Origin of the sequence: Pseudomonas allokribbensis, assembly GCF_014863605.1 — a bacterium.
In the GTDB taxonomy this organism is placed as follows: Bacteria; Pseudomonadota; Gammaproteobacteria; order Pseudomonadales; family Pseudomonadaceae; genus Aquipseudomonas; species Aquipseudomonas allokribbensis.
The window spans coordinates 2,872,366-2,898,642 of record NZ_CP062252.1 but is presented as its reverse complement, the minus strand read 5'-3'; the positions used below and the strand labels follow the sequence as shown (position 1 = coordinate 2,898,642).

The 26,277-nt window shown below is 60.3% G+C and carries 21 protein-coding genes and 1 pseudogene; 8 read left to right on the top strand and 14 right to left on the bottom strand.

Going from position 1 to position 26,277, the window contains the following annotated elements; translation table 11 throughout:
• Positions 1–37: 37 nt before the first annotated feature.
• A complete protein-coding gene (locus tag IF199_RS13180; protein ID WP_192560677.1) occupies positions 38–634 on the bottom strand; it encodes a LysE family translocator in 597 nt (198 codons plus the stop codon).
• A gap of 51 nt (positions 635–685) precedes the next feature.
• Complete coding sequence (locus IF199_RS13175) at positions 686–1,522, bottom strand: AraC family transcriptional regulator (RefSeq protein ID WP_192560676.1); 837 nt, start codon at positions 1,520–1,522, stop codon at positions 686–688.
• Between the two features lie 254 nt (positions 1,523–1,776).
• On the opposite strand from IF199_RS13175, the gene IF199_RS13170 reads away from it, so the two are divergent.
• Positions 1,777–2,838 carry an alpha/beta fold hydrolase gene (locus tag IF199_RS13170; protein WP_192560675.1) on the top strand — a complete coding sequence of 354 codons (1,062 nt, stop codon included), beginning with the start codon at positions 1,777–1,779 and terminating at the stop codon, positions 2,836–2,838.
• 22 nt (positions 2,839–2,860) lie between these two features.
• On the opposite strand, the gene IF199_RS13165 is transcribed toward IF199_RS13170, so the two are convergent.
• From IF199_RS13165 to IF199_RS13135, 7 genes are all read right to left on the bottom strand, one after another.
• The gene (locus IF199_RS13165) at positions 2,861–3,886 is read right to left on the bottom strand and encodes a GlxA family transcriptional regulator (RefSeq protein ID WP_192560943.1); all 1,026 of its coding nucleotides are present in this window, start codon (positions 3,884–3,886) and stop codon (positions 2,861–2,863) included.
• Positions 3,887–4,014: 128 nt separating this feature from the next.
• Positions 4,015–5,505 carry an aldehyde dehydrogenase gene (locus IF199_RS13160; protein WP_102621641.1) on the bottom strand — a complete coding sequence of 497 codons (1,491 nt, stop codon included), beginning with the start codon at positions 5,503–5,505 and terminating at the stop codon, positions 4,015–4,017.
• Position 5,506: 1 nt separating this feature from the next.
• The gene (locus IF199_RS13155) at positions 5,507–6,409 is read right to left on the bottom strand and encodes a dihydrodipicolinate synthase family protein (RefSeq protein WP_192560674.1); all 903 of its coding nucleotides are present in this window, start codon (positions 6,407–6,409) and stop codon (positions 5,507–5,509) included.
• 62 nt (positions 6,410–6,471) lie between these two features.
• Complete coding sequence (locus tag IF199_RS13150; protein WP_192560673.1) at positions 6,472–7,788, bottom strand: NAD(P)/FAD-dependent oxidoreductase; 1,317 nt, start codon at positions 7,786–7,788, stop codon at positions 6,472–6,474.
• 42 nt (positions 7,789–7,830) lie between these two features.
• Positions 7,831–8,853 carry a glycine betaine/L-proline ABC transporter substrate-binding protein ProX gene (gene proX, locus IF199_RS13145; RefSeq protein WP_192560672.1) on the bottom strand — a complete coding sequence of 341 codons (1,023 nt, stop codon included), beginning with the start codon at positions 8,851–8,853 and terminating at the stop codon, positions 7,831–7,833.
• Between the two features lie 42 nt (positions 8,854–8,895).
• On the bottom strand, positions 8,896–9,849 hold the full coding sequence (proW, locus tag IF199_RS13140) for a glycine betaine/L-proline ABC transporter permease ProW (RefSeq protein WP_192560671.1): 954 nt from the start codon (positions 9,847–9,849) through the stop codon (positions 8,896–8,898).
• 67 nt (positions 9,850–9,916) lie between these two features.
• Positions 9,917–10,951, bottom strand: a complete 1,035-nt coding sequence (locus IF199_RS13135; RefSeq protein WP_102621644.1) for a quaternary amine ABC transporter ATP-binding protein — start codon at positions 10,949–10,951, stop codon at positions 9,917–9,919.
• 366 nt (positions 10,952–11,317) lie between these two features.
• Between IF199_RS13135 and IF199_RS13130 the strand changes: the two genes are divergently transcribed.
• The 4 genes from IF199_RS13130 to IF199_RS13115 all read left to right on the top strand — a co-directional run bounded on the left by IF199_RS13130 (position 11,318) and on the right by IF199_RS13115 (position 16,676).
• Entirely contained in the window at positions 11,318–12,277 is a 960-nt protein-coding gene (locus IF199_RS13130) for a LysR family transcriptional regulator (protein WP_096821679.1), read from the top strand.
• 123 nt (positions 12,278–12,400) lie between these two features.
• The gene (locus tag IF199_RS13125; RefSeq protein WP_192560670.1) at positions 12,401–13,741 is read left to right on the top strand and encodes an MmgE/PrpD family protein; all 1,341 of its coding nucleotides are present in this window, start codon (positions 12,401–12,403) and stop codon (positions 13,739–13,741) included.
• Positions 13,742–13,844: 103 nt separating this feature from the next.
• Positions 13,845–15,080 carry an aromatic ring-hydroxylating oxygenase subunit alpha gene (locus tag IF199_RS13120; RefSeq protein ID WP_192560669.1) on the top strand — a complete coding sequence of 412 codons (1,236 nt, stop codon included), beginning with the start codon at positions 13,845–13,847 and terminating at the stop codon, positions 15,078–15,080.
• A gap of 285 nt (positions 15,081–15,365) precedes the next feature.
• The gene (locus IF199_RS13115; protein WP_102621647.1) at positions 15,366–16,676 is read left to right on the top strand and encodes an MFS transporter; all 1,311 of its coding nucleotides are present in this window, start codon (positions 15,366–15,368) and stop codon (positions 16,674–16,676) included.
• A 60-nt stretch (positions 16,677–16,736) separates the two neighbouring features.
• On the opposite strand, the gene IF199_RS13110 is transcribed toward IF199_RS13115, so the two are convergent.
• Together IF199_RS13110 and IF199_RS13105 are read right to left on the bottom strand one after the other, a co-directional pair.
• Positions 16,737–18,725 (bottom strand): peptidase U32 family protein, encoded by a 1,989-nt coding sequence (locus IF199_RS13110; RefSeq protein ID WP_192560668.1) that lies wholly within the window; start codon positions 18,723–18,725, stop codon positions 16,737–16,739.
• 266 nt (positions 18,726–18,991) lie between these two features.
• Positions 18,992–19,372, bottom strand: coding sequence for a RidA family protein (locus IF199_RS13105; protein ID WP_065261325.1), 381 nt, complete (start codon positions 19,370–19,372; stop codon positions 18,992–18,994).
• 508 nt (positions 19,373–19,880) lie between these two features.
• Between IF199_RS13105 and IF199_RS13100 the strand changes: the two genes are divergently transcribed.
• Positions 19,881–20,264: a DUF6124 family protein gene (locus tag IF199_RS13100; protein ID WP_192560667.1), complete on the top strand. Its 384-nt coding sequence runs from the start codon at positions 19,881–19,883 to the stop codon at positions 20,262–20,264.
• Between the two features lie 55 nt (positions 20,265–20,319).
• Here IF199_RS13100 and IF199_RS13095 read toward each other — a convergent pair whose 3' ends face one another.
• Positions 20,320–20,697, bottom strand: coding sequence for a hypothetical protein (locus IF199_RS13095; protein ID WP_192560666.1), 378 nt, complete (start codon positions 20,695–20,697; stop codon positions 20,320–20,322).
• A gap of 1,046 nt (positions 20,698–21,743) precedes the next feature.
• Between IF199_RS13095 and IF199_RS13090 the strand changes: the two genes are divergently transcribed.
• A complete protein-coding gene (locus tag IF199_RS13090) occupies positions 21,744–22,439 on the top strand; it encodes a transposase (RefSeq protein ID WP_192560665.1) in 696 nt (231 codons plus the stop codon).
• A gap of 120 nt (positions 22,440–22,559) precedes the next feature.
• Here the strand turns inward: IF199_RS13090 and IF199_RS13085 are convergent.
• Positions 22,560–22,673 (bottom strand): annotated as a pseudogene (locus IF199_RS13085) (hypothetical protein); the annotation flags it as partial.
• A gap of 531 nt (positions 22,674–23,204) precedes the next feature.
• On the opposite strand from IF199_RS13085, the gene IF199_RS13080 reads away from it, so the two are divergent.
• The gene (locus tag IF199_RS13080) at positions 23,205–24,881 is read left to right on the top strand and encodes an MFS transporter (RefSeq protein ID WP_192560664.1); all 1,677 of its coding nucleotides are present in this window, start codon (positions 23,205–23,207) and stop codon (positions 24,879–24,881) included.
• Between the two features lie 45 nt (positions 24,882–24,926).
• On the opposite strand, the gene IF199_RS13075 is transcribed toward IF199_RS13080, so the two are convergent.
• On the bottom strand, positions 24,927–26,273 hold the full coding sequence (locus IF199_RS13075) for an MFS transporter (RefSeq protein ID WP_192560663.1): 1,347 nt from the start codon (positions 26,271–26,273) through the stop codon (positions 24,927–24,929).
• Between the last annotated feature and the right edge of the window lie 4 nt (positions 26,274–26,277).

Genomic DNA, 26,277 nt, shown 5'->3' with positions numbered 1-26,277 from the left:
GGCACCAGTGGCCGGATCGGGGCGCGATTCTGGGGGGCTACACCAACACCGTCAACCAAGCCGACAACAGCAGCAAAAACGCCAGCCCGGCATTCATTCGCCTGAATGCCCGTGGTGAACCAAAGAACCGCGCACTGCCCACCCCCAGCAACGCCCACGCCGTCATGCACGGCAAGCAGACCAGCAGAAACACAAAGGCCAACAGCACCATCCGTGCCTGTTCGTCACCGTTCCCGCCAAACACACTCACCACCGCCACGGCCATCATCCAGACCTTGGGGTTGATCAATTGCAGGCCGGCGGCACCGAAAACGCTGAAACTGTCGTCACCCGATGTTGAGGAGTCCAGCGATGGCGGCGTACTGCGAAAGATCTGCCACGCCAGCCAGCTCAACCACAGCACCCCGGCCCCGGCCATTGCCTGCTGCACGCGGGGATAGCGCAGCAGCGTTTCACCCACACCGAGCCCGACAACCAGCACCACCAGTGCAGCCGACACACAGGCACCAAGGATGATCGGTAGCGTAGCCACCATCCCGCGCCGCGAGCTGTGGCTCATCACCAGAATATTGGTCGGCCCCGGGGTGATCGAGGCAACGAAGGAAAACAGCAGAAAGGGTAACAACGATTCCATGACAGGAACTCCGAATCAGAACAGGAGGCCATGGTCGCGGTTGCGAGACGTTCAGTCTGGAAGGTTTGAGCAGCGCTTGCGGTAGTCGGCCGGGGTCAGGTGATAGGCGCGGCGAAACCAGCGGCCCAGATGGCTTTGATCGGCAAACCCGAGCGCGCTGGCAACATTGGCGGGCGTTTCGCCCCGCGCCAGCATTTGCCGGGCCCGAGCCAGCCGCAACTGGATCAAGTAGCCATGGGGCGCCAGACCGAAGGCCGACTTGAAAGCCCGGGTCAGACGAAAACGATCAACCCCACAGGCCCGGGCCAGATCATCGAGTCCGATATCTTCGAAAGCATGAGCATGCAGATAATCCCGCGCGACCTGAGCCACCCGCGGCAAGCGCGGATCGAACACCTGACGCTTGCGCCAGTCGAGGTGGGACGTCAAAGAACCCAGCAAGTGGTCGACAGCGCTCTGCCGGACGATGCGCAAATCGCCGTGATGCAGGGCTTGAAAGGCTTGATTGATGGAAGTGGCCAGGCGCGGGTCCTGGCTCAGGGTGTCGGCGAACCCGAGCTGACTGTTGTCCGGCACGTGTTCGAACAGCGCAAGCAACTCGCGCTCCAGCCAGTGCGGATCGAAATAGAGCATCGAGTAAGTAAAACCCTCCTCGGTCGGCGCATGCCCATCGTGGATTTCCCCCGGCTCCAGCATGATCACCTTGCCCGGCGTACTGAAGTGCCGCACGCGCCGGCAATCGAACTGCTGAACACCTTGCTCGGTCACGCCCACCAGAAAACTGTCATGCCAGTGCGGATCGTAGGCATGGCCCTGGAAGTGGGCACGAATCGACTCGATCCCGGTGTCGGCATCCTGGGACAGGTCGATCCAGTTGCGTTTGTCCACGCAAGGCTCCAGAGAAATGGGTTCAACGGCTAAATTACCGCGCTTCACGCCAGCGCGTTTAGAAGATTTGTGCAGCCACCGACGCATTGCAACGGGTTTGTATCTCAGTGTGTACGACCCCCTCCCGGATACACCCGCCTGCATCTGGCGCGCAAACCGGAAACAGCGCGGATACATCGCCGGGCTTTACTGGACTCCAGTTCAGAAGGGTTCACCCCGAACCCGGCCCCCGTCGATTGCAAAGGAGTCTTCCCATGAAGCATGCACTGCACACCACCGCTAACGGCAACACCCGTCGTCGCCTGCTGGGCTTGTCGATTCTCGCCACCGCCCTGATGCAATTCGGCACGTTCGCCAACGCACAATCGGCGGCGCCGCAACCGGTCAAGGTTGAAGCCGTCAGCGTGAAAGCCGACCTGCCCTTCGGCGCGTTGAAGCATGTGAAGGCCGGCGTACTGGACGTGGCCTACGCCGAAACCGGCCCGGCCGATGGCCCGGTGGTGATTCTGCTGCACGGCTGGCCCTACGACATTCACAGCTACGACGAAGTCGCACCGATTCTGGCGACCAAGGGTTATCGGGTGCTGATGCCGTACGCCCGGGGTTATGGCGACACGCACTTCCTTTCCGACAAGACTGTGCGCAACGGTCAGCCGGCGGCGCTCGCCAGTGACGTGATCGATTTCATGGACGCGTTGAACATCAAACAAGCCGTGCTCGGCGGCTACGACTGGGGCGCGCGGTCGGCGGATATCGTCTCGGCGCTGTGGCCTGAACGCGTCAAAGCGCTGGTGTCGGTCAGCGGCTACCTGATCGGCAATCAGGCCGCCGGCAAGAATCCGCTGCCGCCCAAGGCCGAGCTGCAATGGTGGTATCAGTTCTACTTCGCCACCGACCGTGGTGCTGCCGGTTACGCCAAGAACACCCACGATTTCGCCAAGCTGATCTGGCAGACCGCCTCACCGAAATGGGCGCTGGACGACGCCACGTTCGACCGCAGCGCCAAGGCCCTGGAAAACCCCGATCACGTCGCCATTACCGTGTTCAACTACCGCTGGCGTCTGGGCCTGGTGCAGGGTGAAAGCCAGTACGAAGCGCTGGAACAGAAACTCGCCACCGCGCCATCGATCAGCGTGCCGACCATCACTCTGGAAGGCGATGCCAACGGCGCGCCACACCCGGCGCCCGAGGATTACGCCAAGCGGTTTACCGGCAAGTACGAGTTCCGTCTGATCAACGGCGGCATCGGCCACAACCTGCCGCAGGAAAGTCCGCAGACCTTTGCCAAGGCGATCATCGACGCCGACCACCTCTGAAGCGGCGCACAAAAACGGCTCGTTACTTGACGAGCCGTTTTTCTTTGGACGGTCGATAACCGAAATAGGCGCTGTAGCACTTGCTGAAATGGCTTGGCGACACGAACCCGCAGGCCACCAGCACGTCCACCTGGGACAGCTCGGTGTGTTGCAGCAGACGCCGGGCTTCGGTGATCCGCAGCTCCATGTAATAACGCTGCGGCGTGGTGCCCAGCTGTTCCTTGAACAGTCGCTCCAGTTGACGTCGGGATCGACCGGCATACACCGCCAGTTGTTCCAGCTCCAGTGGCTCTTCGAGGTTGGCATCCATCAGCTTCACCACTTCGCGCAACGGTGCGCTGACGCAGATGTTCTCGGCCGGTTTGATTCGCCGGTAGCGCGATTCCTCGAACGCCAGAATGTCTTCGATCCCTTCGACAAGCGCCTTGTCGTGCAGGCTCTTGATCCAGTCCAGCGCCATGTGGAAGGCGCCGGACGGACTCGAAGCGGTCAGCCGATCACGGTCGATCACATAAGGCTCGCTGCTGACCTGCGTGGCCTTGGAAATTTCCGCCAACGCCGGCCGATGTTCCGGGTGGATCGCACAGCGATAGCCTTCCAGCACCCCTGCCCGCCCCAGAAACCAGGAGCCGTTCCACAACCCGGCGAGTATCACTCCCGCCTCGGCGGCCATTTTCAGCAGACCGATAAACTCGTCGCTGGCCTTCAATTCCGTGCGGTAACCGCCGCAGATCACCAGCAGGTCCAGCTCCTGTATCGCGCCCGCCTCCAGTCGCGCATCCGGGCGAATGACCAGACCCAGATCGCTGATCACCTCGCCATCGCTCAGGCCGAAGGTTCGCGTGGAAAACAGACCGGGGCGCAGCAGATTCGAAGTAATGATTGTGTCCAGCGCCTGGGTAAACGCTGGCAGGGAAAAATGCTCCAGCAGCACAAAACCCGTGCGGGTCATGCGCCCCGCCCCGGAGGAAGGCTCGTTCAGGTAGCGAAGGTTCTTGCCCTTCATGCCACCGCTGAATTGGCGTCGTTCGATCAAGGTGTGGTCCATCGGTTTCATTGTTGTAGCGCCATGCTAACCGCCGGGGCGGCAAAATACTCGGGAATGAACGCAATTCGCCCCAACCGGCACGCGCGTGCCGATCGGGGCGAAAGTGACCTGCGGCGAACCGCGATGGATCAGGACGCGTCGATCCAGATGGTTTTCAACTCGGTGTATTGGTCATGGGCCCAGATCGACTTGTCGCGCCCGCCGAAACCCGACTCCTTGTACCCGCCGAAAGGCGTCGAAGCGTCGCCCTCGCCGAAGCAGTTCACGGTGACGATGCCGGCGCGGATACCCCGCGAGAGTTTCAGCGCATGGCGCAGGCTGCCGGTGTAGGCCGAGGCTGCCAGGCCATAAGCCGTGTCGTTAGCCAGGTTGATCGCTTCGTCAACGGAGGTGAACGTGGTCACGCTCAGCACCGGGCCGAAGATTTCTTCCTGGAACAGACGACTGTCACGGCCGACGCCATCCACGATGGTCGGTTCGACGAAAATGTTGTCGGCCGTATTGCCCCCCGCCAGCACCGAAAGATTCTCGTCCCGGGCATGGTCGAGGTACGAGCGGACCTTCTCGAAATGCGCCTTGCTGATCATCGAGCCCAGACGGTTTTCCGGGTCCAGTGGATCGCCCATTTTCCAGTCGGCCAGATGCACCTTAACGCGCTGGAGCAGTTGTTCCTTGATGTCCGTGTGCACGATCAGCCGCGACGAAGCCGAGCAGTTCTCGCCCATGTTCCAGAACGCACCGTTGACCACGTGCTGGGCGACCAGATCGACGTCTTCGACATCGTTCATCACCACCGCCGGGTTCTTGCCTCCGCACTCCAGCACGATGCGTTTCAGGTTGGATTCGCTGGAATACTTGAGGAACAAGCGCCCGGTTTCGGTGGATCCGGTGAAGCTGACCATCGCGACATCCGGATGACGGCCCAGCGGTTCGCCCGCCTCCTTGCCGCCGCCGGGCACCACGTTGAACACACCGGCTGGAAGCCCCGCCTGATGCGCCAGCTCGGCCACGCGAAGGGTGCTCAGGGTGGTTTCCTTGGCCGGTTTGACCACGATGGAGCAACCGGCGGCCAGCGACGGGCCGATCTTCCACGCGAGCATCAGCAGCGGGAAATTCCACGGCAACACCAGGCCGACCACGCCGATCGGTTCGCGTACCACCATGGTCACCGCGCCGTTACCGGTCGGCGCAGTCGAGTCGTAGATCTTGTCGATCAGCTCGGCGTGCCAGCGCAGGGTATGAATCGTTTCGGGCACGTCGATGTTCTGGCATTCGCGGATCGGTTTTCCGCTGTCGAGGCTTTCCAGCACCGCCAGTTCATGAGAGTGGTCTTCCAGCAATTGGGCGAACCGCAGCAACACCGATTTGCGCGCCGAAGGCGCCAGCCCTTGCCAGCGCCCGTCTTCGAACGCGGCCTTGGCGGCGGCGACAGCAACGTCCACGTCCTGGGCACCGCAAGCGGTAATCTCGGTCAACACCGCTTCCGTGGCCGGGTTGGTCGTGGTGAAGGTCTTGCCGGACAGCGCGCTGCGAAACGTGCCGTTGATGAACGCCTGATTGCGAAACTCAAGCTTCGCAGCCAGTTCGCGGTATTGCGCTTGACTCAGAAGTCCGGCCATTTCAAACCTCCGCGACGATGCGCGCGACATTCTGTTTGAGGGTTTTGATCACGCTTTCCAGCACTTCCTTCTCGGACGCTTCCAGCGGCTGCATCGGCTTGCGCACGCCACCGGCACGCAGGCCGACCAGCTCGCTGCCGTGCTTGATCGACTGGACGAACTTGCCGCTTTCCAGCACATCCATCAGCGGCAACAGCGCCGACATGATCCGCCGCCCTTTGTCGAAGTTCTTCTCCAGAACGCAGGCTTCGTACAGCGCGATGTGTTCGGCCGGAATGAAGTTCGAACCGGCGCAAACCCAACTGCGCGCGCCCCAGGCAAAGAACTCCAGGGCCATGTCGTCCCAGCCGCAGGACAGCTGGATCGAGGGATGCGAATGCGCCAGACGATGCAACTGGGCGGTGTCGCCGGAGCTTTCCTTGATCGCGACGATGTTCTTGCAACCGGCAATCGCATCGAAGAACTCAGGGCCCATCGCTACGCCCATCCGCGCCGGATAGTTGTAGAGCATGATCGGCAGACCGGCAGCCTTATCCACGGCCAGCACGTGCGCGGCGATTTCCTTTTGCGTCGGCAAGGCATACGGCGGCGAGCCCACCAGAATCGCGTCCGCTTCGATCGACTTCGCATGCTCGGCAAAGGAAACCGCATCCTCGGTGCGAATTCCGCCCGTGCCGATCACCAGCGGAATCCGGCCGTTGATCACTTCCCTGGCGCGCTCGGCCACTTTCAGCCGCTCGGCGGTGGTGTGGGCGTAGTACTCGCCGGTCGAACCACCGATGACAATGCCGTGAACCCGCGACTCGATCAGGTACTCGAGCACCTCGGCGAAGGTCGAGTAATCGATCTGGCCATCGGCGGACAAAGGCGTAATGGCGGGGGTAAAGATGCCGTCAAAGTTCATAGGGTTTTCTCCAGTGTTTGCAGTGTTCAATCGCTAAGCCCTCGATGACTCGAAGACCTCATTCAACTTTCTCGACCGGCGCGGTACTGCCCCCACTTGAGGTTCATGTTCACCCCGAGGGAAAGAAACGGTTGCGGTGGATTGCCGTTGGGCCCCGGCCCTTGCAGCAGGAAATCGATCAGCTCGTCACGCTGCCCGGCCAGCCAGTCGGCCAGCAACTTGCCGGTGACCGTGCCCCGGGTGACGCCCAGGCCATTGCAACCCAGCGCGCCGTAAACGTTCGGCGCCAATTCGCCGAAGAAGCCGTTGTGGTTCCTCGACATGGCCAGCGCGCCGCCCCAGGTGTATTCGAACGGCACGCCCGGCAGCATCGGAAAGCGCTGATCGAACGAGGCTCGGTGACGGTGCACGAAGCGTTCGTTGTATTTGCTGTTGCTGCGCCCGTCGGGGTTGAAGCTGAAGCTGTTGCGGATCAGCAAGCGGTTGTCCGGTGTGCGGCGCACCGTGGTGCCGAACGGATCGGCCGGAATCGCGCCCCAGAACGGTTTGCCACCCAGGTGCGTCTGTTCTTCGTCGGTCAGCGGGCGAGTGATGCTGGCGTAGGTGTAGATCGGCAACATGCGGCCCTGCAGAAAACCGAAGCGCATGCCGAACGAGTTGTTGGCCAGGATCAGTTTGTCGGCGGTGATGCTGCCGTGAGCGTGCTTGAGCAAGGTTTTGGCGCCGTATTCCACTTCCAGAATCGGCGTGCGTTCGTACAAGGTGACGTTCGCCGGCAGACTGTCCGCCAGCCCTTTCACCAGCGCCGAAGGCTGAACCAGCACCGCACCGGGCGTGTACAAGGCCTTGCGATAAAAGTGCGTCCCCAGGTGCGAGGGCAACTCGTCCGCATCGATCATCTGATAAGGCTGACCGAGTTTGTCGAGCCCCCGGCGATAAGCCTCCAGCACCGCAATGCCACGCTCTTCGACAGCGGCCTGATACTTGCCGCAGGCTTTCATCTGGCACTCGATGTTGAACCGGTCGACCAGGCAACGCAGGATCGACTGGCCGGCCAGATTGAGTTTCAGACTGGTCCGGGCCAGATCGATATCGCCGATGTAGTCCTCGGCCCCGATGTCGTGGGGCAGATCGATGGCAAAACCGGCATTGCGACCGGACGGCCCCAACCCCACTTCCTGCGCCTCGACCAGCACCACTTCGTCATCAGGAAAACTCAGCGCCAGTTGCCGTGCAGCGGCCAGCCCGGTGAAACCGGCACCGACAATCACCCAACGGGCCGAGCGATGTCCCCGATGACCGGGCTCGGGGCTGCGTGGGCGGCTCAGGTGGAACCAGCCACAACTGTCATCATCGGCAGGTAGCGAACTGACTTTCATAGTGTTGAACCGTCTATCGTAGGGAGGACAAATCGAACCGGCTTACTTGGCCGCCGCGCGCGCATCGCTCAGCCAGCCGTCGTAGCTTTGCTGGTGGGCCTTGATCCATTCGGCGGCGTGGCGCTTGATGTCGGCGAGGGACTTTTCGCCCTGCTGCATCTTCAGGTTCTGCGCACTTTCGTCGGCGGTGCTGATGCTGACTTCGGAGAGGAACTTACGGGCCACCGGGTTCTTCTCGGCGAATTCCTTGTTCATGACGGCATTGATCGTGTCCACCGGGAAGCCGAGGTTTTTGCCTTCGTAGAAGGTGTCCTTGCTTTCCTTGCCGTCAGGCAGGTCGGTGTACGGCACCGGCAGCCAGACCACGTCGCGCCCTTCGACCAGCACGCTGGAAATCCACTGCGGCACCCAGGTGAAGAACAGCACGGGCTTGCCTTGCTGGTAGCGGGCGATGGTGTCGGCCATCAACGCGAAGTACGAGCCGCGGTTGTCGACGACGGTAGGTTCCAGGCCGTAAGCCTTCATGTGGTGCTCGACCATGACCTCGCAGCCCCAGCCCGGGTTGCAACCGGTCAGATCGGCCTTGCCGTCACCGTTGCTGTCGAACAGTTTGGCGATCTCCGGCTTCTTCAGATCCGACAGATCCTTGATGTGATAGGCGTCTGCGGTTTTCTTGTCGATCAGGTAACCCTGCAACACGCCCTTCATGATCTGCCCGACCTTGACCATCACGTCATCGCCGCCGGCCTTTTCATAAAAGGCTTCGTGCAGGTTTTCCCATTCATGCACGGTGAAATCCGCGTCGCCGTAAGAAAGCGCCAGGAACATCGCCGGGTAGTCGGTCTCCTTAGGCTGCTTGACGTCGTAGCCCAGTTCCTTGAGCCCGGCCATGACCACTTCACCGCGAAAACGCTCTTCGGCGATGGTCGGGAAAATCGGCGTGATCGACACACCGGCGCCGGGCTTGTTGGCGTCAGCCGCGTACGCTGCGGAACACAGGACCGTGCCCAGCAGGAAAGCAACCAGACTCGCCACGACGCTTTTCTTGAGATTTGCCAGTTTCATGTTTCACCACGCTTTGGAGTTTTGATCGGTGAGCAGAAAGGTTCAGTTAATGACCGCACGAGCAACGTTCTTCTTTTTCTTCAACTTCATGACCAGGCCGACCGGCCCGCTCTCATACCAGCGCTGCCCGGTGGCCAGATCGCTGCTGCGTTCACCCATGGCCTGGGTCAGGCGATCGAGGAACACCGCCAGCAACACCAGCCCTGCCCCGCCGACACTGGCCAGGCCCATGTCGAGGCGACCGATGCCGCTGAGCACCATCAGCCCCAGCCCGCCGACCGAAATCATCGAGGCGACCACCACCATCGACAGCGACAGCATCAAGGTCTGGTTCAACCCGGCCATCATGGTCGGCGCGGCCAGCGGCAGTTGAACCTTCATCAGCATCTGCATCGGTGTGCAGCCAAAGGCTCGCGCCGCCTCGACCTTGTCCGCCGGCACCTGACGAATACCGAGGTTGGTCAGGCGCACCAGCGGCGCGACAGAGAAGATGATCGTGACAATCACACCGGGCACGTTGCCGATGCCGAACAGCATCACCACCGGCACCAGGTACACGAACGCCGGCAAGGTCTGCATGGCGTCGAGCACCGGGCGGATGATCATTTCCGTGCGGTCGCTGCGAGCACAGAGGATGCCCAGCGGAATGCCGATCACCGCGCAGAACAACAGCGAGGTCAGCACCAGCGCCAGTGTGACCATCGCGTCGTTCCACACGCCGATCAGTCCGAGCCCGGTCAACGTCGCCACACTGAAGATCGCGATGCGTTTACCGCCGATCTGCCAGCTGATAAGCCCGGCGATGATGATGAAGACCGTCGGCGGCAACGAAAGCAGTCCCCACTGGACGCCGTCGAGCACCTGATCGACCGGCCAGCGAATCGAGCGGAAGACATCCCGGAAGTTATGCACCAGATATTTAAGGGCGGTTTCAACCCACGCCCCCAGAGGAATATTCAAACTCTGGAAGGGATCCAGAAAGTTAAAGTCGGACATGACGCTACCTCGCACTTGCGTACTGCGTGATCATTCTTTTTAAACAGAAGCGCTGTTAAACAAGCGTTCAGTTATTACCGAGACAACTTAAAAGATGCCCCTGCGAGATCGACCCTTTATAAAGTCCAACTTCATCGACCACCGGCATCGGTGTTGAAGAAGCGGCGACTATATGAAAGATCTCGCGCAAGGAAGCGTCGGCCTTGATCGGGGTTTGACGGGCCGGGTCATACGTAATGCCCGAATCGGTTTGCGCGATATCGCCTGCCCGCAATATCCGGCTGGTGTCGAAACCGTTGAAGAAATCCCGGACATACTGGTTCACCGGGTTGCACAGCAATTCACGGGGCGTGCCGATCTGCACCACGCGCCCGCCCTCCATTATCGCGATGCGATGGCCGATACGTACGGCTTCTTCAATGTCGTGGGAAATGAAAATGATGGTGCGATCCTGCTCAGCCTGAAGCTTGATCAGCTCGCCCTGCATCTCGCTGCGGATCATCGGATCGAGCGCGGAGAACGCTTCGTCCATCAGCAGGATGGCCGGATCGTTAGCCAGCGCCCGGGCCAGGCCGACCCGCTGTTGCATGCCGCCGGAGAGCTGATGGGGGAAGCACATTTCCTGCCCGGAAAGCCCGACCTGTTCAAGGGCGTCCATGGCCCGGCAGTAACGTTCCTTTTCGCCGACTCCGCTGATTTCCAGGCCGAAGCTGACGTTGTCGATGACGCTCATGTGCGGCATCAGGGCAAACGACTGGAAGACCATGCCCATGTCTTTGCGGCGCACCTGCAACAGGTCCTTGTCGCCCAGACCGGTGATTTCCCGACCATTCAGAAAGATGCTGCCGGCGGTGGGTTCAATCAGGCGATTGAACAGTCGGACCATGGTCGATTTGCCGGAACCGGACAAACCCATGATGACAAAGATCTCGCCTCGCTTGACCGAGAAGTTGGCATCGAACACACCAATGGCCTGCCCGGTCTTTTTGAATACTTCGGCTTTCGATGCACCTTCTTTTATCAACTTCATGGCCAGTGCTGGCTGTGAGCCGAAGACTTTATATACATTCTTGACGCAGATTATTTCGTCGGAGCGAGTCATACCTTGCCTCCATCGCGTTGTGCATATTCGGGTTCAAGCAACATGCAATCGAGCGAAACTGGTTTTAAGCGGCAGCGGTAATAGTCATATGTCGTCACGACGGGTTTCCTTTTATTATTTTTGGGACCCCAGGAACGAGGGACGTTTCAAATTTATTAGCATCCCCGCGCTTAATCCAACGACATTTATAGGGGCAAGTTGATAACGTCGGGTTATCGATCACGCCGGCATCCGCCCCTTGCAGCGGGCATCGCCCACCAGCGACTGCGACTATCCTTGCTGCGACGCCGGCATATCCCTGCGCGCAGGCTTGGGCTACCCTCGTCGCGCTTCGCCGGGGAGCCGTATCGTGAGGAGGCCGTACGAATGACCAAGCATGTCGACCCTGACACCATCTTGCTGAAGATGCCGTCCTTGAGGGCCGTAAAGGCATTTGTCGCTGCCGCCAAGTATCAGAGTTTCACCCGTGCCGCCGAAGCATTGTGCGTTTCGCAAGCCGCCATCAGCCGGCAGATCCGCGAACTGGAAAGCTACCTGGGGGCGCAGTTGTTCACCCGTGTCGGGCGGGCCGTCGAGCTCACTTCGGCGGGTGCGCTGTTTTTCGACGCCGCGCAGCTGTCATTCGTGAACATCGCCCAGGCCGCCGAGCGCATCCGCAGCAGCCAGTCCGGCAAGAAAGTGCTGACCATCTGCTGTTCCCCGGCGTTCTCTGCGCTGTGGCTGTCGAATCACCTGCCGGAATTCTTCGCCCAGAGCGAAGGCATCGAACTGAACCTGATCACCACCCAGAATTTCCTGACCATGGAACCGGGCGTGCAACCCGACGTGTTCATCACCAAGATTTCGCGCATCCGCGAAGGCTATCGCAGCTACCCGCTGTGCCACGACCTGATCTACCCGGTGTGCACGCCGCAGTACCTGGAGCAGCACCCGGAAATCTCGACCATCGAAGGCGTGCGCGATTCGGCCCTGCTGAACCTGAGCCCTTATGGTCGCTCGCAAGTCGCCGAGCATGTCGATTGGGGCGTGTGGCTGGCGTTTCAGTCCATCGACATCGACGACCGCCCGGCGACCAGCCCGCAGATTTTCAATGCCAACGACTACAACCTGCTGATCAGCATGGTGCTGACCCATCAGGGCATCGCACTGGGCTGGAATCACCTGGTTGCGCCGCTGTTGCAGCGCGGCTTGCTGGTGCGCCCGATTGAACAGGAAGTGCAGTTGCGCAACAGCTGGCACTACCTGAGCTGCCGAGAGACGGCGGACAACGAAGACGCCCTGCGCCGGTTTCGCGACTGGATCCTGTCGAAGTTTCCGCGCCGCTAGCCATCGGTTTAGTTATCAATTGCCCGATGAAAATGTCGTTGGAGCGGCATCACCTTCCTGACTCATTGTGGAGCGGCGCCGGCCGGGATCTGGCCGGTTCCCCTCACAGGAAGGAACTGTTGAATGTCACTCTACGAATTCTGCCGCGACTTTGATTTCCTCCAGGCGCCGGCCAAGACCCGGGAGATCCTGCAGAACAGTTTGCTGGATATCGTCGGCGTCATGGCCGGTGCTGCGTCCAACGACACCAGTGTGGCGCTGCGCCGTTTTGCCGTTTCACACTACCCCGCCGGCGAGTACGGCAGCCGCCTGCTGTTCGACGGTCAGCGCGTCAATCTGCTGGGCGCGGGTTGGGCCGGTGGCTTTTCCGCCGACAGCCTCGATGCCCACGAAGGCCACTTCCGATCCAAGGGGCACGCCGGCGCGACCGTGGTACCGGCTCTCCTTGCCCTCGCCGATGCCCTGCATCACCAAGGCAAGGACATTAGCGGGCATGAACTGTTGAGCGCGTTGTGCCTCGGTTATGAAACCGGACTGCGCGCCGGAACGGCCCTGATGGCGACCTCCCCGACCTACCACGCGTCCGGCGGTTTTTCGGCGATTGGCGTGGTCTGCGCCGGCGCCCGTTTGCTGGGTTTTGACGAGACGACATTCCGCCATGCACTCGGCATCGCCGAGTACTTCAGCGCCCGTTGCCCGATGATGCGACTGATCGCGTTTCCGACCATGTTGCGCGACGCCCACGGCAGCGGCGCCTTTGTCGGATTGAATGCGCTGTTGATGGCCAAGGAAGGTGTGACCGGTGCGCCGGCAGAAACCGTCGAGGACGCTTCGGTGGCCGAGCATTGGCTCGACCTCGGCCAGCGCTGGGAAATCGACAGCCAGTATTTCAAACCCTGGCCGGTGTGCCGCTGGGCGCAACCGGCGCTGACCGCGATGCTGCAACTGCAAAAGGAGAATCCAGCGCTCAATGCCGAGGTGATCGAAACGATCCGCGTCGAGACCTTCTACGAGTCGATGTGCCTGCAAGGTCATGCCCCGGCGGATGCCGATCAGGCGCAATACGCCCTGGCCTTTCCGCTGGCAGCGCTGATCGTCAGGGGCAAACTCGGGCCGGACGAAGTCACCGGCGAATCCATCCACGCCGCCGACATCCGCGCCTTGAGCGCGCGCATCGAGATTGTCGAAGCCGCCGATATTTCCGCGCGGTTCCCCAATGAAATTCTGTCGCGCCTGACCGTCACGCTGAAAAACGGCAGCGTGCTCGTCAGCCCGATCACCGCCGCACGCGGCGATCCCGAAACGGCCCTGAGCCGCGAAGAACTGGAGCAGAAATTCGACCTGTTCGCCTCAAGCCTCGGCCGCGAACGCAGCCTCGCGGTGAAACAGGCCATTCGCAATCTGGACCAGTCTGCGTCGGCCATCGCCACGCTCGAGCCGGTTTTCGCGCGCCCTCACCCATAACCTCAACGCATCGATTGCCCACCGGAAATGTCGTTTGTGACGGCTTTCCTGGCACAGATAGGCTGGAACCCGTTCCGGCCCTACGCGCATGACGAGGATAACAATGAATAACAACGACACCGTGGTTGACCTGATCGCCCAGCGCAAACCCTGGCACTCGCTGCCGGGCGCCCTCTACAAGGATGAAGACGTCTACCGCCAGGACCTCGAACAGATCTGGCACAAGGACTGGATCTTCGCCGGACATACGTTCGAGATCGCAAAACCGGGCCAGTACTTCACCCTGCAGATCGGCGATTACCCGGTCGCCGTGGTGCGCGGCAAGGACGGCGCAGTCCGCGCGTTTCACAATGCCTGCCGCCATCGCGGCGCCAAGATCTGCGAACACGAGCACGGCAAAGTCGCGAAGATGGTCTGTCCCTACCACAAGTGGACTTACGAGCTGGACGGCAACCTGCTGTACGCCGGCAACATGGGCCCGGATTTCGACAAGGCGCAGTACAACCTCAAATCCGTGCACTGCGAAATCGTGCACAGCTACATCTATGTCTGCGTCGCCACCAGGGCGCCGGACTTCGAAGGCTTTCGCAAGGCCGTCAGCCCGTTCATTGCCCCGCATTATCTGGACAACTGCAAAGTGGCTTTCGAGTCGACCATCATCGAGAACGGTAACTGGAAACTGGTGTTCGAGAACAACCGCGAGTGCTACCACTGCGACGGCTCCCACCCCGAACTGCTGAAATCCTACGTCGACAACCCGTCCGTGGGTGGCGCCGGTGGCGAAGATGATCCGCACCTGACGGCCTACTGGAACACCTGCGAGAAAGCCGGGCTGCCAAGCCGACTGGTGATGGACATCAACGGCCAGTACCGCATGACCCGCATCCCGCTGTCGTCCGGGGCGGTCAGCTACACCATGGACGGCAAACCTGCGGTGGCCGGGCGCCTGGACAAGACCGCCGAACCGGACATCGGCGCGCTGCTGTACTTCCACTACCCGTCCACCTGGAACCACTTCCTCGGCGACCACGCCCTGAGCTTCCGGGTGCTCCCGATCAGCGCCACGCAAACCATGGTCACCACCAAATGGCTGGTGCCGGACACGGCGGTGGAAGGTGTGGATTACGACCTCGAACGCCTGACCCGAGTCTGGGTCGCCACCAACGATCAGGACCGCACGCTGGTCGAAGGTACCCAGCGTGGCGTGACGTCCCCGTCCTATGAACCGGGGCCGTACTCGGAAACAGCGGAGACCGGCGTCTGCCAGTTCGATGACTGGTACTGCGCCACGATGACGGACCGGCTCAAGGGGCCGATTCCGTTGAAGTCCGTGGGCTGACTGGCATTCGGGGCAACATCGGCCGGCCTGCGTCCCAGCGTCGCAGGCCCGGCACCTTGGCAAACGCCACACAAGGCTTAAAATCGCGCCTCCTCTTGCAGTCGCCCGACCGGCGCCTGCCCGCAGCCATGACAACCCTCAGGTTTGAACAGCCGGCCACTTTCACACAGTGCGCCAGGCTCAATCGTCCTGCCCGTTCGGCGGTCGCTTGTCTTCAACACACTTCGGCTTGGCACTCGCATGCGCAGAGGCGCACGTTCCGCTGTTCGATCACTTGAGGTTTTTATGACACCGCGTTTGCTGGCCATGGCGCTGGCGCCCCTGCTCGGGCTGTTCATTGTTGCGCTGGGCAACGGTTTTCTGTCTTCTTTGACCACCTTGCGCCTGGGCGCTGCCGGCGAATCGGCGACGATGATCGGCATCGTCTCCTCGGCCTATTTCATCGGTCTGACGTTGGGGGCGATCTTCAACGACCGGCTGATCCTGCGCATCGGCCACATCCGCGCCTACAGCAGCTTCGCCTCGCTGATCGCCGCGACCATCCTGCTGCAAGGGCTGTTTTATGACACCTGGGGCTGGGTCGTCCTGCGCCTGATCAACGGCTGGGCCACGGTCGGCGTGTTTCTGGTGATCGAGAGCTGGCTGCTGCTGGCCGGCGACGCGAAGATTCGCGGGCGTCTGCTGGCGCTGTACATGATCGTCCTCTACGGCGCCGGCGTGCTCGGCCAGGCCACGCTGGGGAAAATCACCGGCCTGGGCGATACCGCACCGTTCATGGTGGCCGGCATGCTGGCGACGTTGTCGGTGCTGCCAATCGTGATCCTGCCGCGAGTGTCGCCATTACTGGAACAGGTCGAACCGCTCAAGCCACGGGCACTGCTGGGCGTATCACCGACCGGGCTGGTCGGCTGCTTCGGCTCCGGCGTGACCATCGCCGCGATCTACACCCTGCTGCCGCTGTACCTGCAACGCATCGGCCTGAACGTCGGCGAAGTCGGCAGCATGATGGCCTGGACGATTCTCGGCGCGATGCTCCTGCAATACCCGGTCGGGCGCTGGTCCGACCGCAAGGATCGCCTGCAAGTGCTGACCGTGCTGTGCGCCGCGTGCACCGTGCTGTCGCTGGTGATCGTGCTGGTGCCGCTGTCCTCGGCCATGCTCGCGGCGGCTCTGTTCCTGTTGGGCGGCGGCGTGTTCGCGCTGTACCCGGTGGCCGTCAGCCACGCTGCCGACCGTGCACCGGTCGAAACGTTGGTGCCGATGATTCAAGGCATGCTGTTGATCAACTCGTTGGGCTCGGCGATGAGCCCGCTGCTGATTTCGCCGGCGATGAACGCCCATGGCGGAAGCGGCCTGTTCTGGGCCTTCGCGCTGGTCAACCTGAGCATGGTGACGTTCTTCTTCTGGCGCCGTGGCAAGCGTCCGGTGCCGGCCAATCCTGCTCCGTTTGCAGCAGCGGCAACCTTCTCGCCAACTGGCGCCGAGCTGCGGGTGACCGAGGATCTGCGTCAGGCCGCGCAGGAGCATCCGCCGATGGTCGATGCGTTGAGTGGCGAAGCGGCGCCGACAACGGGATCACGCTACGAAGCCAGCTGAGTTTCTGGCAGGCATAAAAAAACCGGTGACTTTCGTCACCGGTTTTTTATTGCCTCTGAATCAGTGCGGCGCCCGAGGAATGGTCTTCATCAGGTCTTCAGGGCTGATATGCCCCACCACGCTGCCCGGCTGCGGCAGATTCAGGATGTGGCCCTTCATCTTGCCGATCACGTGCATTTCGCACGGTTTGCAGTCGAACTTTAGGGTCAGCACTTCGTCGCCGTGGATCAACTGCATCGGCGCGACTTTGGTCTTCACACCCGTCACGCCTTTGGCCTGTTTCGGGCACAGGTTGAAGGAGAACCGCAGGCAGTGCTTGGTGATCATCACCGGCACTTCGCCCGCTTCTTCGTGGGCCTCGTACGCCGCGTCGATCAGCTTCACGCCGTGGCGGTGGTAGAAGTCGCGAGCTTTCTGGTTGTAGACGTTGGCCAGGAACGACAGATGCGCTTCCGGGTACACCGGCGGTGGCGTGGTCTCGGCCTTGCGGCCGCCCCGTGGGTGGGCGGCAACGCGGGCGGCGGTCAGCGCTTCGATCACTTCGCGGCGCAACGACTTGAGCTGCGAGTTCGGGATGAAGAACGCTTGCGGCGCATCCAGCTTGATCGAGGTCGCGTGGTACTCGGTGGTGCCGAGTTGACCGAGCAGGTCGTGCAAGGTGTCCAGCGCCTGTTCCGGTTTGTTGGCGACGCCGAATGGGCCGTCGAGCGCAACGCTGGCGCTGATGCCCTCTTCGCTGGTCACGGTCAGTTCCAGACGCTCTTCACGCAGCTTCGCCAGCCAGCTCACGCCGATACGACGCTCGGCAGAAGTCTTGAGCAAGGCCTGCTGCCAGTTGTGGTCGAGGTTGCGGTTCAGCGGATGGTTCGGGCGCAGCTTGTACAGGCCTTCCGGCATTTCGTTCGGCTCGACGCGGTAGCGGTAGCGCTTCTCGCCTTCTTCCTCGAACTCGCCCTTGGCTTCGGCGATGTTGGCGCGGAACCCCACCACTTCACGCTTGACCAGCACGTTGAGGCCGTCGCCATTGGACAGCGGCTCGTGGGTGATCACTTGCATGTCACGCTTGCCGACTTTCTCGACCACGCCCACCGCCAGACCGGTGAAGGTCGGCGAATCGAACGCGCCGATGTCGATCTTGCGATCACTGACGAAGTAGTCGGTGCTGCCACGGTGGAAGGTTTTTTCCGGGTCCGGCATGAAGAAATGCGCGGTGCGGCCGCTGGAGGCGCGGGCCAGGTCAGGACGGTCGTTGAGCACGTCGTCCAGGCGTTGGCGGTAATAGGCGGTGATGTTCTTCACATAGCCCATGTCCTTGTAGCGACCTTCGATCTTGAACGAGCGCACACCGGCCTCGACCAGCGCGCGGATGTTGGCGCTCTGGTTGTTGTCCTTCATCGACAGCAGGTGTTTTTCGTAGGCGATCACGCCACCCTTTTCGTCTTTCAGGGTGTACGGCAGACGGCAGGCCTGGGAGCAGTCGCCACGGTTGGCACTGCGCCCGGTCTGCGCGTGGGAAATGTTGCACTGGCCGGAAAACGCCACGCACAACGCGCCGTGAATGAAGAACTCGATGGCGGCATCGGTTTCATCGGCGATCGCGCGGATTTCCTTGAGGTTCAGTTCACGGGCCAGTACCAGTTGCGAGAAACCGGCCTGATCGAGGAACTTGGCCCGCTCAAGGGTGCGGATGTCGGTCTGGGTGCTGGCGTGCAGCTCGATGGGTGGAATGTCCAGCTCCATCACGCCCAGGTCCTGGACGATCAGCGCATCGACGCCGGCGTCGTACAACTGATGGATCAGCTTGCGCGCCGGCTCCAGTTCGTTGTCGTGCAGGATGGTGTTGATGGTGGTGAAGATGCGCGCGTGATAGCGACGGGCAAATTCCACCAGTTCGGCGATTTCGCTCACCTCGTTGCACGCGTTGTGGCGCGCCCCGAAGCTCGGGCCGCCGATGTACACCGCGTCGGCGCCATGCAGGATGGCCTCGCGGGCGATGGCCACGTCACGGGCGGGGCTGAGCAGTTCCAGGTGATGTTTGGGCAAGGACATATGTTTTTTTAGTCAGGCTGTCACGGTCGAGGCGCGCATTGTAGCCGCGAAACGCGTGGCCGGCACGCCTGTGCTGCCGGGTGGCTGTTTTAAACCCGCCCGGACGCAGATCGTTCAGATCGTTCCCGCGCGGACGGTCGTAGATCGTTCCCACGCTCCGCGTGGGAATGCAGCCCGGGACGCTCCGCGTCCCTTCCACGGCAGGACGCTGAGCGTCCATGGAGGCATTCCCACGCAGAGCGTGGGAACGATCATCCGGGGCTGAATCAGGCCTTCGCGGCCATCGCAGTCACTTCCACCTTCATCCCTTCAACCGCCAGCGCCGCCACGCCAACCGCCGCGCGCACCGGCCATGGCTTGGCGAAGAAGCGCTTGTACACCTCGTTGAATGCGGCGCGGTCAGCCATGTCGGTCAGATAGATGGTCAGGTGCAGCACGCGGTCCATCGAGCTGCCGGCCTTTTCCAGTGCGACTTTCAGCGCCTGCAACGTGCATTCGCTTTGCGCAGTGACGTCGCCCAGTTCCAGGCTGCCGTCGGCACGGGTCGGAATCTGGGTCGACATCAGGATGCCGTTGAATTCGGTCACGTCCGAAGAGATCGAGTCTGCATCCGGATCCGGGGTGTAGGTGATGTCTTGGTTGGCCATGGGAAAGTCCTTCGCTGGCAGTGAGGACGGCGCCATCGCGCGCCGTTTCGGGTGGCCAGTTTACAGACACGGCGGCGGGTTTGAAGCCATGGTGGTTTCCGGGGTGGTTTCGGGGGGATGTTTCAGCGTGCTTTGGGGGCCGATAAACAGGTTTCGATGCGTGTGTTTAAAGACACCTGGAGTTACGCGCAATTGCCCACAAATCCTTGCGCCAGAGCCTACGGCTACGCCAGAATCCGCCGGCTTGTGCGCCTTGGGGTCGGCCGGTAACTTGGATCGGGTCACTGATTCGCAGTGATCGGGTTTAGTAGCCCGTTGGTAATTGAAGAGTGCACAGGTGTCTGTCAGTCAGGTATTCCCATGCCTGGATTTGATGGTGGCTGTGCGTAGGGTGCCCTCGGGCACGCCGGCTTTCTTCTTTTCCCCGGTCTACTAACCTGCGCACAGCTGCCTCCACCCTTGTTTAGTAGCTCGGGTCTGGCGGCTTCACCATAGGAAAAGAATGAACATGTTCAAAGCAACGCCAAATCCCCCGGTCACCGAACCGGCCAGCATCACCGACCCAACCTCACCCTACGAATGCCCTGATTCGAAGAGATTCAACGAAGCCGCCAACCGCGCCCTCGACTACCACCTTGGCCCGATCTCAGCCCACATGATGGCCGCGCCCTACTACCCCAACCGCCTCTACCAGGCCAACCCGGCCAGCAACAACGAATCCCTGCTCGCCGACGCCGTCGAAACCCTTGGCTCGGCCAACGTCATGCTCAACAACTTCGTCGACCTCCTCGAAGGCCCCCACCGCAAAACCGCGCAAGGCATCGCGCAGATCGTGATGCTGGCGGAACTGGCGGTGAATCAGGTTTTGGATAACGTTGTGCCGACGGAATAACAAAAAAAGTGACGCGGGTAATTCCGCGTCACTTTTTCTGAAATCTCGCATCGCGTCAGGAAGCACGCAAATCCAGCACCCCCTCCACCCGTTTCTCGCATTGAACGCCGTTCACAACGCCCAGCAGCGTGCCCTTGTAGTTATTGGCGATGGTCGTGGGTTTCGTACTGACCGTTACTGTGGTCTTTGCTGCAGAGAACGTCTGGTTAGGTGACGTGAGAATTGAACCCGGCCCTTGAAGGCCAGTGAACTGCACCACGCCGCTAACATTTCCCAGAAAACCGCTGTCCACCGCCACCTCGACGTTAAAGGATAACCCTCTGACTATGTCGGGGGTTATCAGAACTACAGTAACGCCATCGCAAGCGACTGGAGCTGCGTGCACCAACGCAGGCGCGCAAAGTGCGACAAACGACGCGACGAATGCACTCACGACAGATTGATTCCTGGGGTCACCTTTCTTACCACATAACATCAAAAGGGGACGATTAAATAAATCTGTCCCCTTTTAATTAAACTTGTCCCGTCCTGAATAAGGTTTACACCTGTCTAGTCCTGAAATAGGTTTACACCTGTATTAGGACTAGACAGTTCTTGAAACTAGGGGCATGCCGGTAATGTAACTGCGGCTGCAGCGGGTAGATTTCCTACACCCGAGTTCGACGCGCCTTGCGGTTTAGAGGGACCGCCGCCCGGGAATCGGATAAACCGGGCGTAAGCCTCCACCGCCCCAATATTTTCTGGGGTAGCCTTGGCCTCGGCTAAGACGGATTTTCCAATGTCCAGCGGCGCCCGCCGGCGACACGTCGAATTAGGGGTTGGTGTGAACGGCTGGCACGTTTGGTCGAGTCCGCTCGCCTGCACTAGCTGCTCTGCGCTAATTCTGTAAATATTCGACAACCCGAGGCAACGAGCTGCGTGCTCCAATATCATGTCTTCGTCTGTTTGCTGGAATGCAACTCCTTGCGCCGAACCCACCGTAAAAATCGTGAGTGCGGCGGATATCACACTCATAGATACTAGCCCTGTACAATATGTAAACGCTGTAGCGTGGTTGAGCTTCCTGTCCATTGCCTTCACCCTTTTCTATCAAACAGTAACCAACGGGGGCTAATCAAAGTGGACAGATTTATTTTCAGAAGACGCTTAAATAAACCTGCCCCTTTTGACTGCCCACCTCTGACTTCTTTCACATTAAAGGGGACCCATTAACACATTAAAGGGGACAGATTTATTTTCCACTCCCTTTCCCAAACAGAGTATCAACACAAACAGCCGCAATCGCACCTGATAGAAATAACAGTTTTTAATACTTATTTAGAACAACCAAAATTCTGATTAACCATAATAGATAACGGTACGCAGGCTCATTAAATTCGTGCGCTCAGCCAAGGCGGATACATTCTCTGACATTTCCTGCCTGCGTCAGTCTCGCCACCTTCTAAGCTTCATCCGTCAAAACAAGGACGTAGAAGACTCATGCCCAGAACGGGACGCATCGTGCTACCCCACTACCCGCACCACATCGTGCAGCGCGGCCACAATAGACAGGTCGTTTTCGCCGACCCAATGGACTTCGAACGCTATGTCTCTGACCTGCGCGAGCTCAAGGAAGCCTTAGGTATAAAAGTTTATGCCTACTGCTTGATGACCAACCATGTCCACTTGCTGCTCGCCCCAGGGGAATCAACGTCCAGCCTTGGACAGCTCATGAAAGCCCTCGCCGGGCGGATGACGCGGTATCGTAACAAGGTTGAGGGGAGAACCGGGACGCTATGGGAAAGTCGCTACAAATCCAGCGCCGTTCAATCCGACACTTATCTATTGGCTTGCGGACGCTACATCGAGCTAAACCCAGTGCGAGCCCGCATGGTGGCGCGAGCAGAAGATTATCGTTGGTCAAGTTTTGCTCTGCGCCTGTGCGATTTTTCTGAATCCACATGGCTGGACAAAGATCCCTGCTTTCTGGAGCTAGGGCCTACGGATGCCATAAGGCGTGAACGCTATAAATCGTTTGTTGAGATGGCGACACCCACCAATGAATTGCAACTCATAAGGGGAGCACTTCAGCGGGGCCAACTGACTGGAAACATGAGATTCGTTGACGAAATCGAGAAAATCACCGGGAGACGCATTCAATTCAGAGACCGAGGACGACCAGAGAAAAGTGCTTAACATCAAAAGGGGACAATTAAATAAATCTGTCCCCTTTTGATTCTAAATAAATCTGTCCCCTTTTGATTTCCTTTTGATTTGCTTTGATTATCGCCCTGTGATTATCCTTAGATTAACTCACCGCGACAAAACTATTGTGGAGTCCAAATGTGCAAAAGTCGTTGCGGGAGCGGGATCAGTTATATCATCTGCGGGAACATAGATAGCTTGTACTGACGTAATACTACCCTTTCGAATAACAGGCCCCATTTCTAACACCTTCACTTTATATTTACCTTCAATTGCAGCCTTGACAATGTCAGGCGTCGCCTCCTCAGGCAATTCCGTGACCAAAAGCGTTTTATTAGCCATTGCCGCGTCTCCTTGAGCTCCACTAATAAATCCGTGCCCTTCGCACTCTGTTCTTGGCTCTTAAAAACTTGAGCCAAATTCATACTTGCGCGCCTACAACTGCAAATCCACTGTCAGAAATACTAGTTTTTTATATTTATTTGAAATTGCACCCATCACTGTCCCTTCTTTCGCTGGCAGCCCTAACCTCCTCCCGAATCAACTATTCCATCTCCGACAACACCCACACCCACCGCCCCCCCCACTGGCTATCCCCCCAATCCCAATTATGCTCAATGAAACCCCGCCCTCCCGCGCGAGGTCCTGATTCTGTGCACGCTCCACGAAACACCTGCTCCAGCACCAGCCAAAGGCCTCGGGTACGCGACGTTGATGAAGTGCTCCGGCCTACAACAAGCACGACGGAGAACACCCATGGCAGTACTCGACAGCATGTCCACCGGCAGTGCCCCGCACCACAGCGTCAGCCGAGAGGAGCGCAAGGTCATCTTCGCCTCCTCCCTCGGAACGGTGTTCGAGTGGTACGACTTCTACCTCTACGGCTCGCTCGCCGCGATCATCGCCAAGCACTTCTTCGCCGGGGTCAACGAGACCACGGCCTTCATTTTCGCCCTGCTCGCCTTCGCCGCCGGTTTTGCGGTGCGGCCGTTTGGTGCGGTGGTGTTCGGGCGACTGGGTGACATGATCGGGCGCAAGCACACGTTTCTGATCACGATTGTGATCATGGGGGTGTCGACGGCGATTGTCGGTTTCCTGCCCGGTTACGCGACCATCGGGGTCGCGGCGCCGATCATTCTGATTACCCTGCGATTGTTGCAAGGCTTGGCGCTGGGCGGTGAATACGGCGGCGCGGCGACGTATGTGGCCGAGCATGCGCCGAAGGGCAAACGCGGGTATTTCACCTCGTGGATTCAAACCACGGCGACGCTGGGGCTGTTTCTGTCGTTGCTGGTGATTCTGGCCTGCCGCACCGCGCTGGGCACCGAGGCGTTCGAGGCTTGGGGCTGGCGGATTCCGTTCCTGCTGTCGATCCTGCTGCTGGCGGTGTCGGTGTACATCCGTCTGCAACTGAACGAGTCGCCGGTGTTCATGAAGATGAAGGCCGAAGGCAAGTCCTCGAAAGCGCCGCTGACCGAATCCTTCGCCCGTTGGGACAACCTGAAAATCGTGATCATGGCGCTGCTTGGCGGCACCGCAGGGCAAGCGGTGGTCTGGTACACCGGGCAGTTCTACGCGCTGTTTTTCCTGCTGCAAACACTGAAGATCGACCCGCAAACCGCCAACCTGCTGATCGCCGGTTCGCTGCTGATCGGCACGCCGTTTTTCGTGATTTTCGGCAGCCTGTCCGACCGAATCGGGCGCAAAGGCATCATCATGGCCGGGTGCATTCTGGCGGCGGTGACGTACTTCCCGATCTTCCACGCGCTGACCCAGTACGGTAACCCTGACGTATTCGTCGCCCAGGAAAAGAACCCGGTCAAAGTGGTCGCCAACCCTGACCAGTGCTCGTTCCAGTTCGATCCGGTAGGCAAGGCCAAATTCACCAGTTCCTGCGATCTGGCGAAGACCATCCTGGCCAAACGGGCGATTCCGTACGAAAACGTGGTGGCGGAACCGGGCACCGTGGCTCAGGTACGTATCGGCGATAAGGTCATCGAAAGTTTCGAAGGCACCGCCATGCCGGCCGCCGACTTCAAGACCCGCAACGACGCCTTCACCGCCAGCCTCGGCACCGCGTTGAAAGAGGCCGGTTACCCGGAAAAAGCCGACCCGGCCAAGACCAATTACCCGATGGTGCTGCTCCTGCTGACCGTGCTGGTGATCTACGTGACCATGGTTTACGGCCCGATTGCGGCGTGGCTGGTTGAGCTGTTCCCGGCGCGCATCCGCTACACCTCGATGTCGCTGCCCTATCACATCGGCAACGGCTGGTTCGGCGGGTTCCTGCCGACCGTGGCGTTCGCCATGGTCGCGGCCACCGGGGATATCTATTACGGCCTGTGGTACCCGATTGTCATCGCAGTGATGACGGCGATTCTCGGCATCTTCTTCATGCCGGAAACCAAGGATCGGGACATCCATCACACCTGAGGATAGAGCGCCGCCCGCTTCTGCAAAGAAGGGGCGGCGCCAGCCTCACCGTGTTTCCCAGCGTTGCACGGCAGGCGGGATTGTCGAAGCAGCCGTCACTGACGCATCGATTTCTTCCAGGTTCAAGTGCGCGGTTTCCTTGAGGAAGAACGAGCAGACCGCCACGATCCCCAACGCCACCGCGCCGTAAACTGCTACGCCAAACGCGTCGTGGTTGTTGGCGATCAGAATGGCCGTGGCCACACTCGATGCCGTCCCGCCTCCCAGCGCGGCACCGATCTGGTACGCCGCCGACATCCCCGAATAACGCATGTCCCGTGGAAACTGCTCGGCCAGGAACGCCGGGATCGGCCCTTGCGTTGCGCCCATGAACGCACCGATCACGATGTAGGCGAGTGTGGAGATCAACAGACTTTTCAGGCCCACCAACGGGAAGAACATGAAGAACCCGGCCGCCATGATGAACGCCCCCAGGATCATCACCTTGCGCCGGCCGATGCGGTCGGAAAGCAAGGCAAACAGCGGCGCGGTGATGACAATGGCGACCGACAGCGCGATGTCGAAAATCAGCGCATCGGTGCTGCCATAACCCAACTGCGTGGCGTAGGACAGGAAGAACGTGCTGCCGATGTAGGCGATGGTCACGTAGCCAAACGCGATGCCAGTGCACAGCAACATGGCCCGAGGTCGCGCACGCAACGCTTCAATCAACGGCATGCGCCCGTGGACGTTCGGTTCGTTGAGTGACTGCGCCGGTTTCTGTAACCGCACATACAGCCCGACCAGCACCAGCACACCGCCCAGCCAGAACGGAATGCGCCAAGCAAAATCGGCAAGGTCATCGTTCGCCGCCACACTGACCACAGCGAACACCGCCGAGCCGAGAATCCCGCCGATGCCGATGCCCATGCTGGTGAAACTGCCCCACAACCCTCGACGCCCCACGGGTGCCGACTCGATGCCGAACAGCGCCGCCCCGCCCCACTCGCCTCCCGCCGCAAAGCCCTGCACCAGTCGCAGCAGCACCAGCAACGCCGGCGCGCCCAAACCGATCGACGCGTAGCCCGGCAGGCACCCGATCAGAAACGTGCTGAGCCCCATCAACAACAAGGTGATGACCAGCATTTTCTGGCGGCCGAGCTTGTCGCCGTAATGCCCGAACACCATGCCGCCCAACGGCCGGGCGAAGAACCCCGCGCCGAACGCGCCAAAGGCAACGAGCGTCGCGGTGAGCGGATCCATCTGCGGGAAAAACACCTTCGGAAACACCAGCGCGGCGGCGGTTCCGTAGATCACGAAGTCATAGAACTCCAGGGCGGTGCCCATGCCGGAGACGAAGAAGGTTCTCAGCGCCGACGGTGAACCCGCCGTGCGTTCAGGGTGACTGGCCATATGG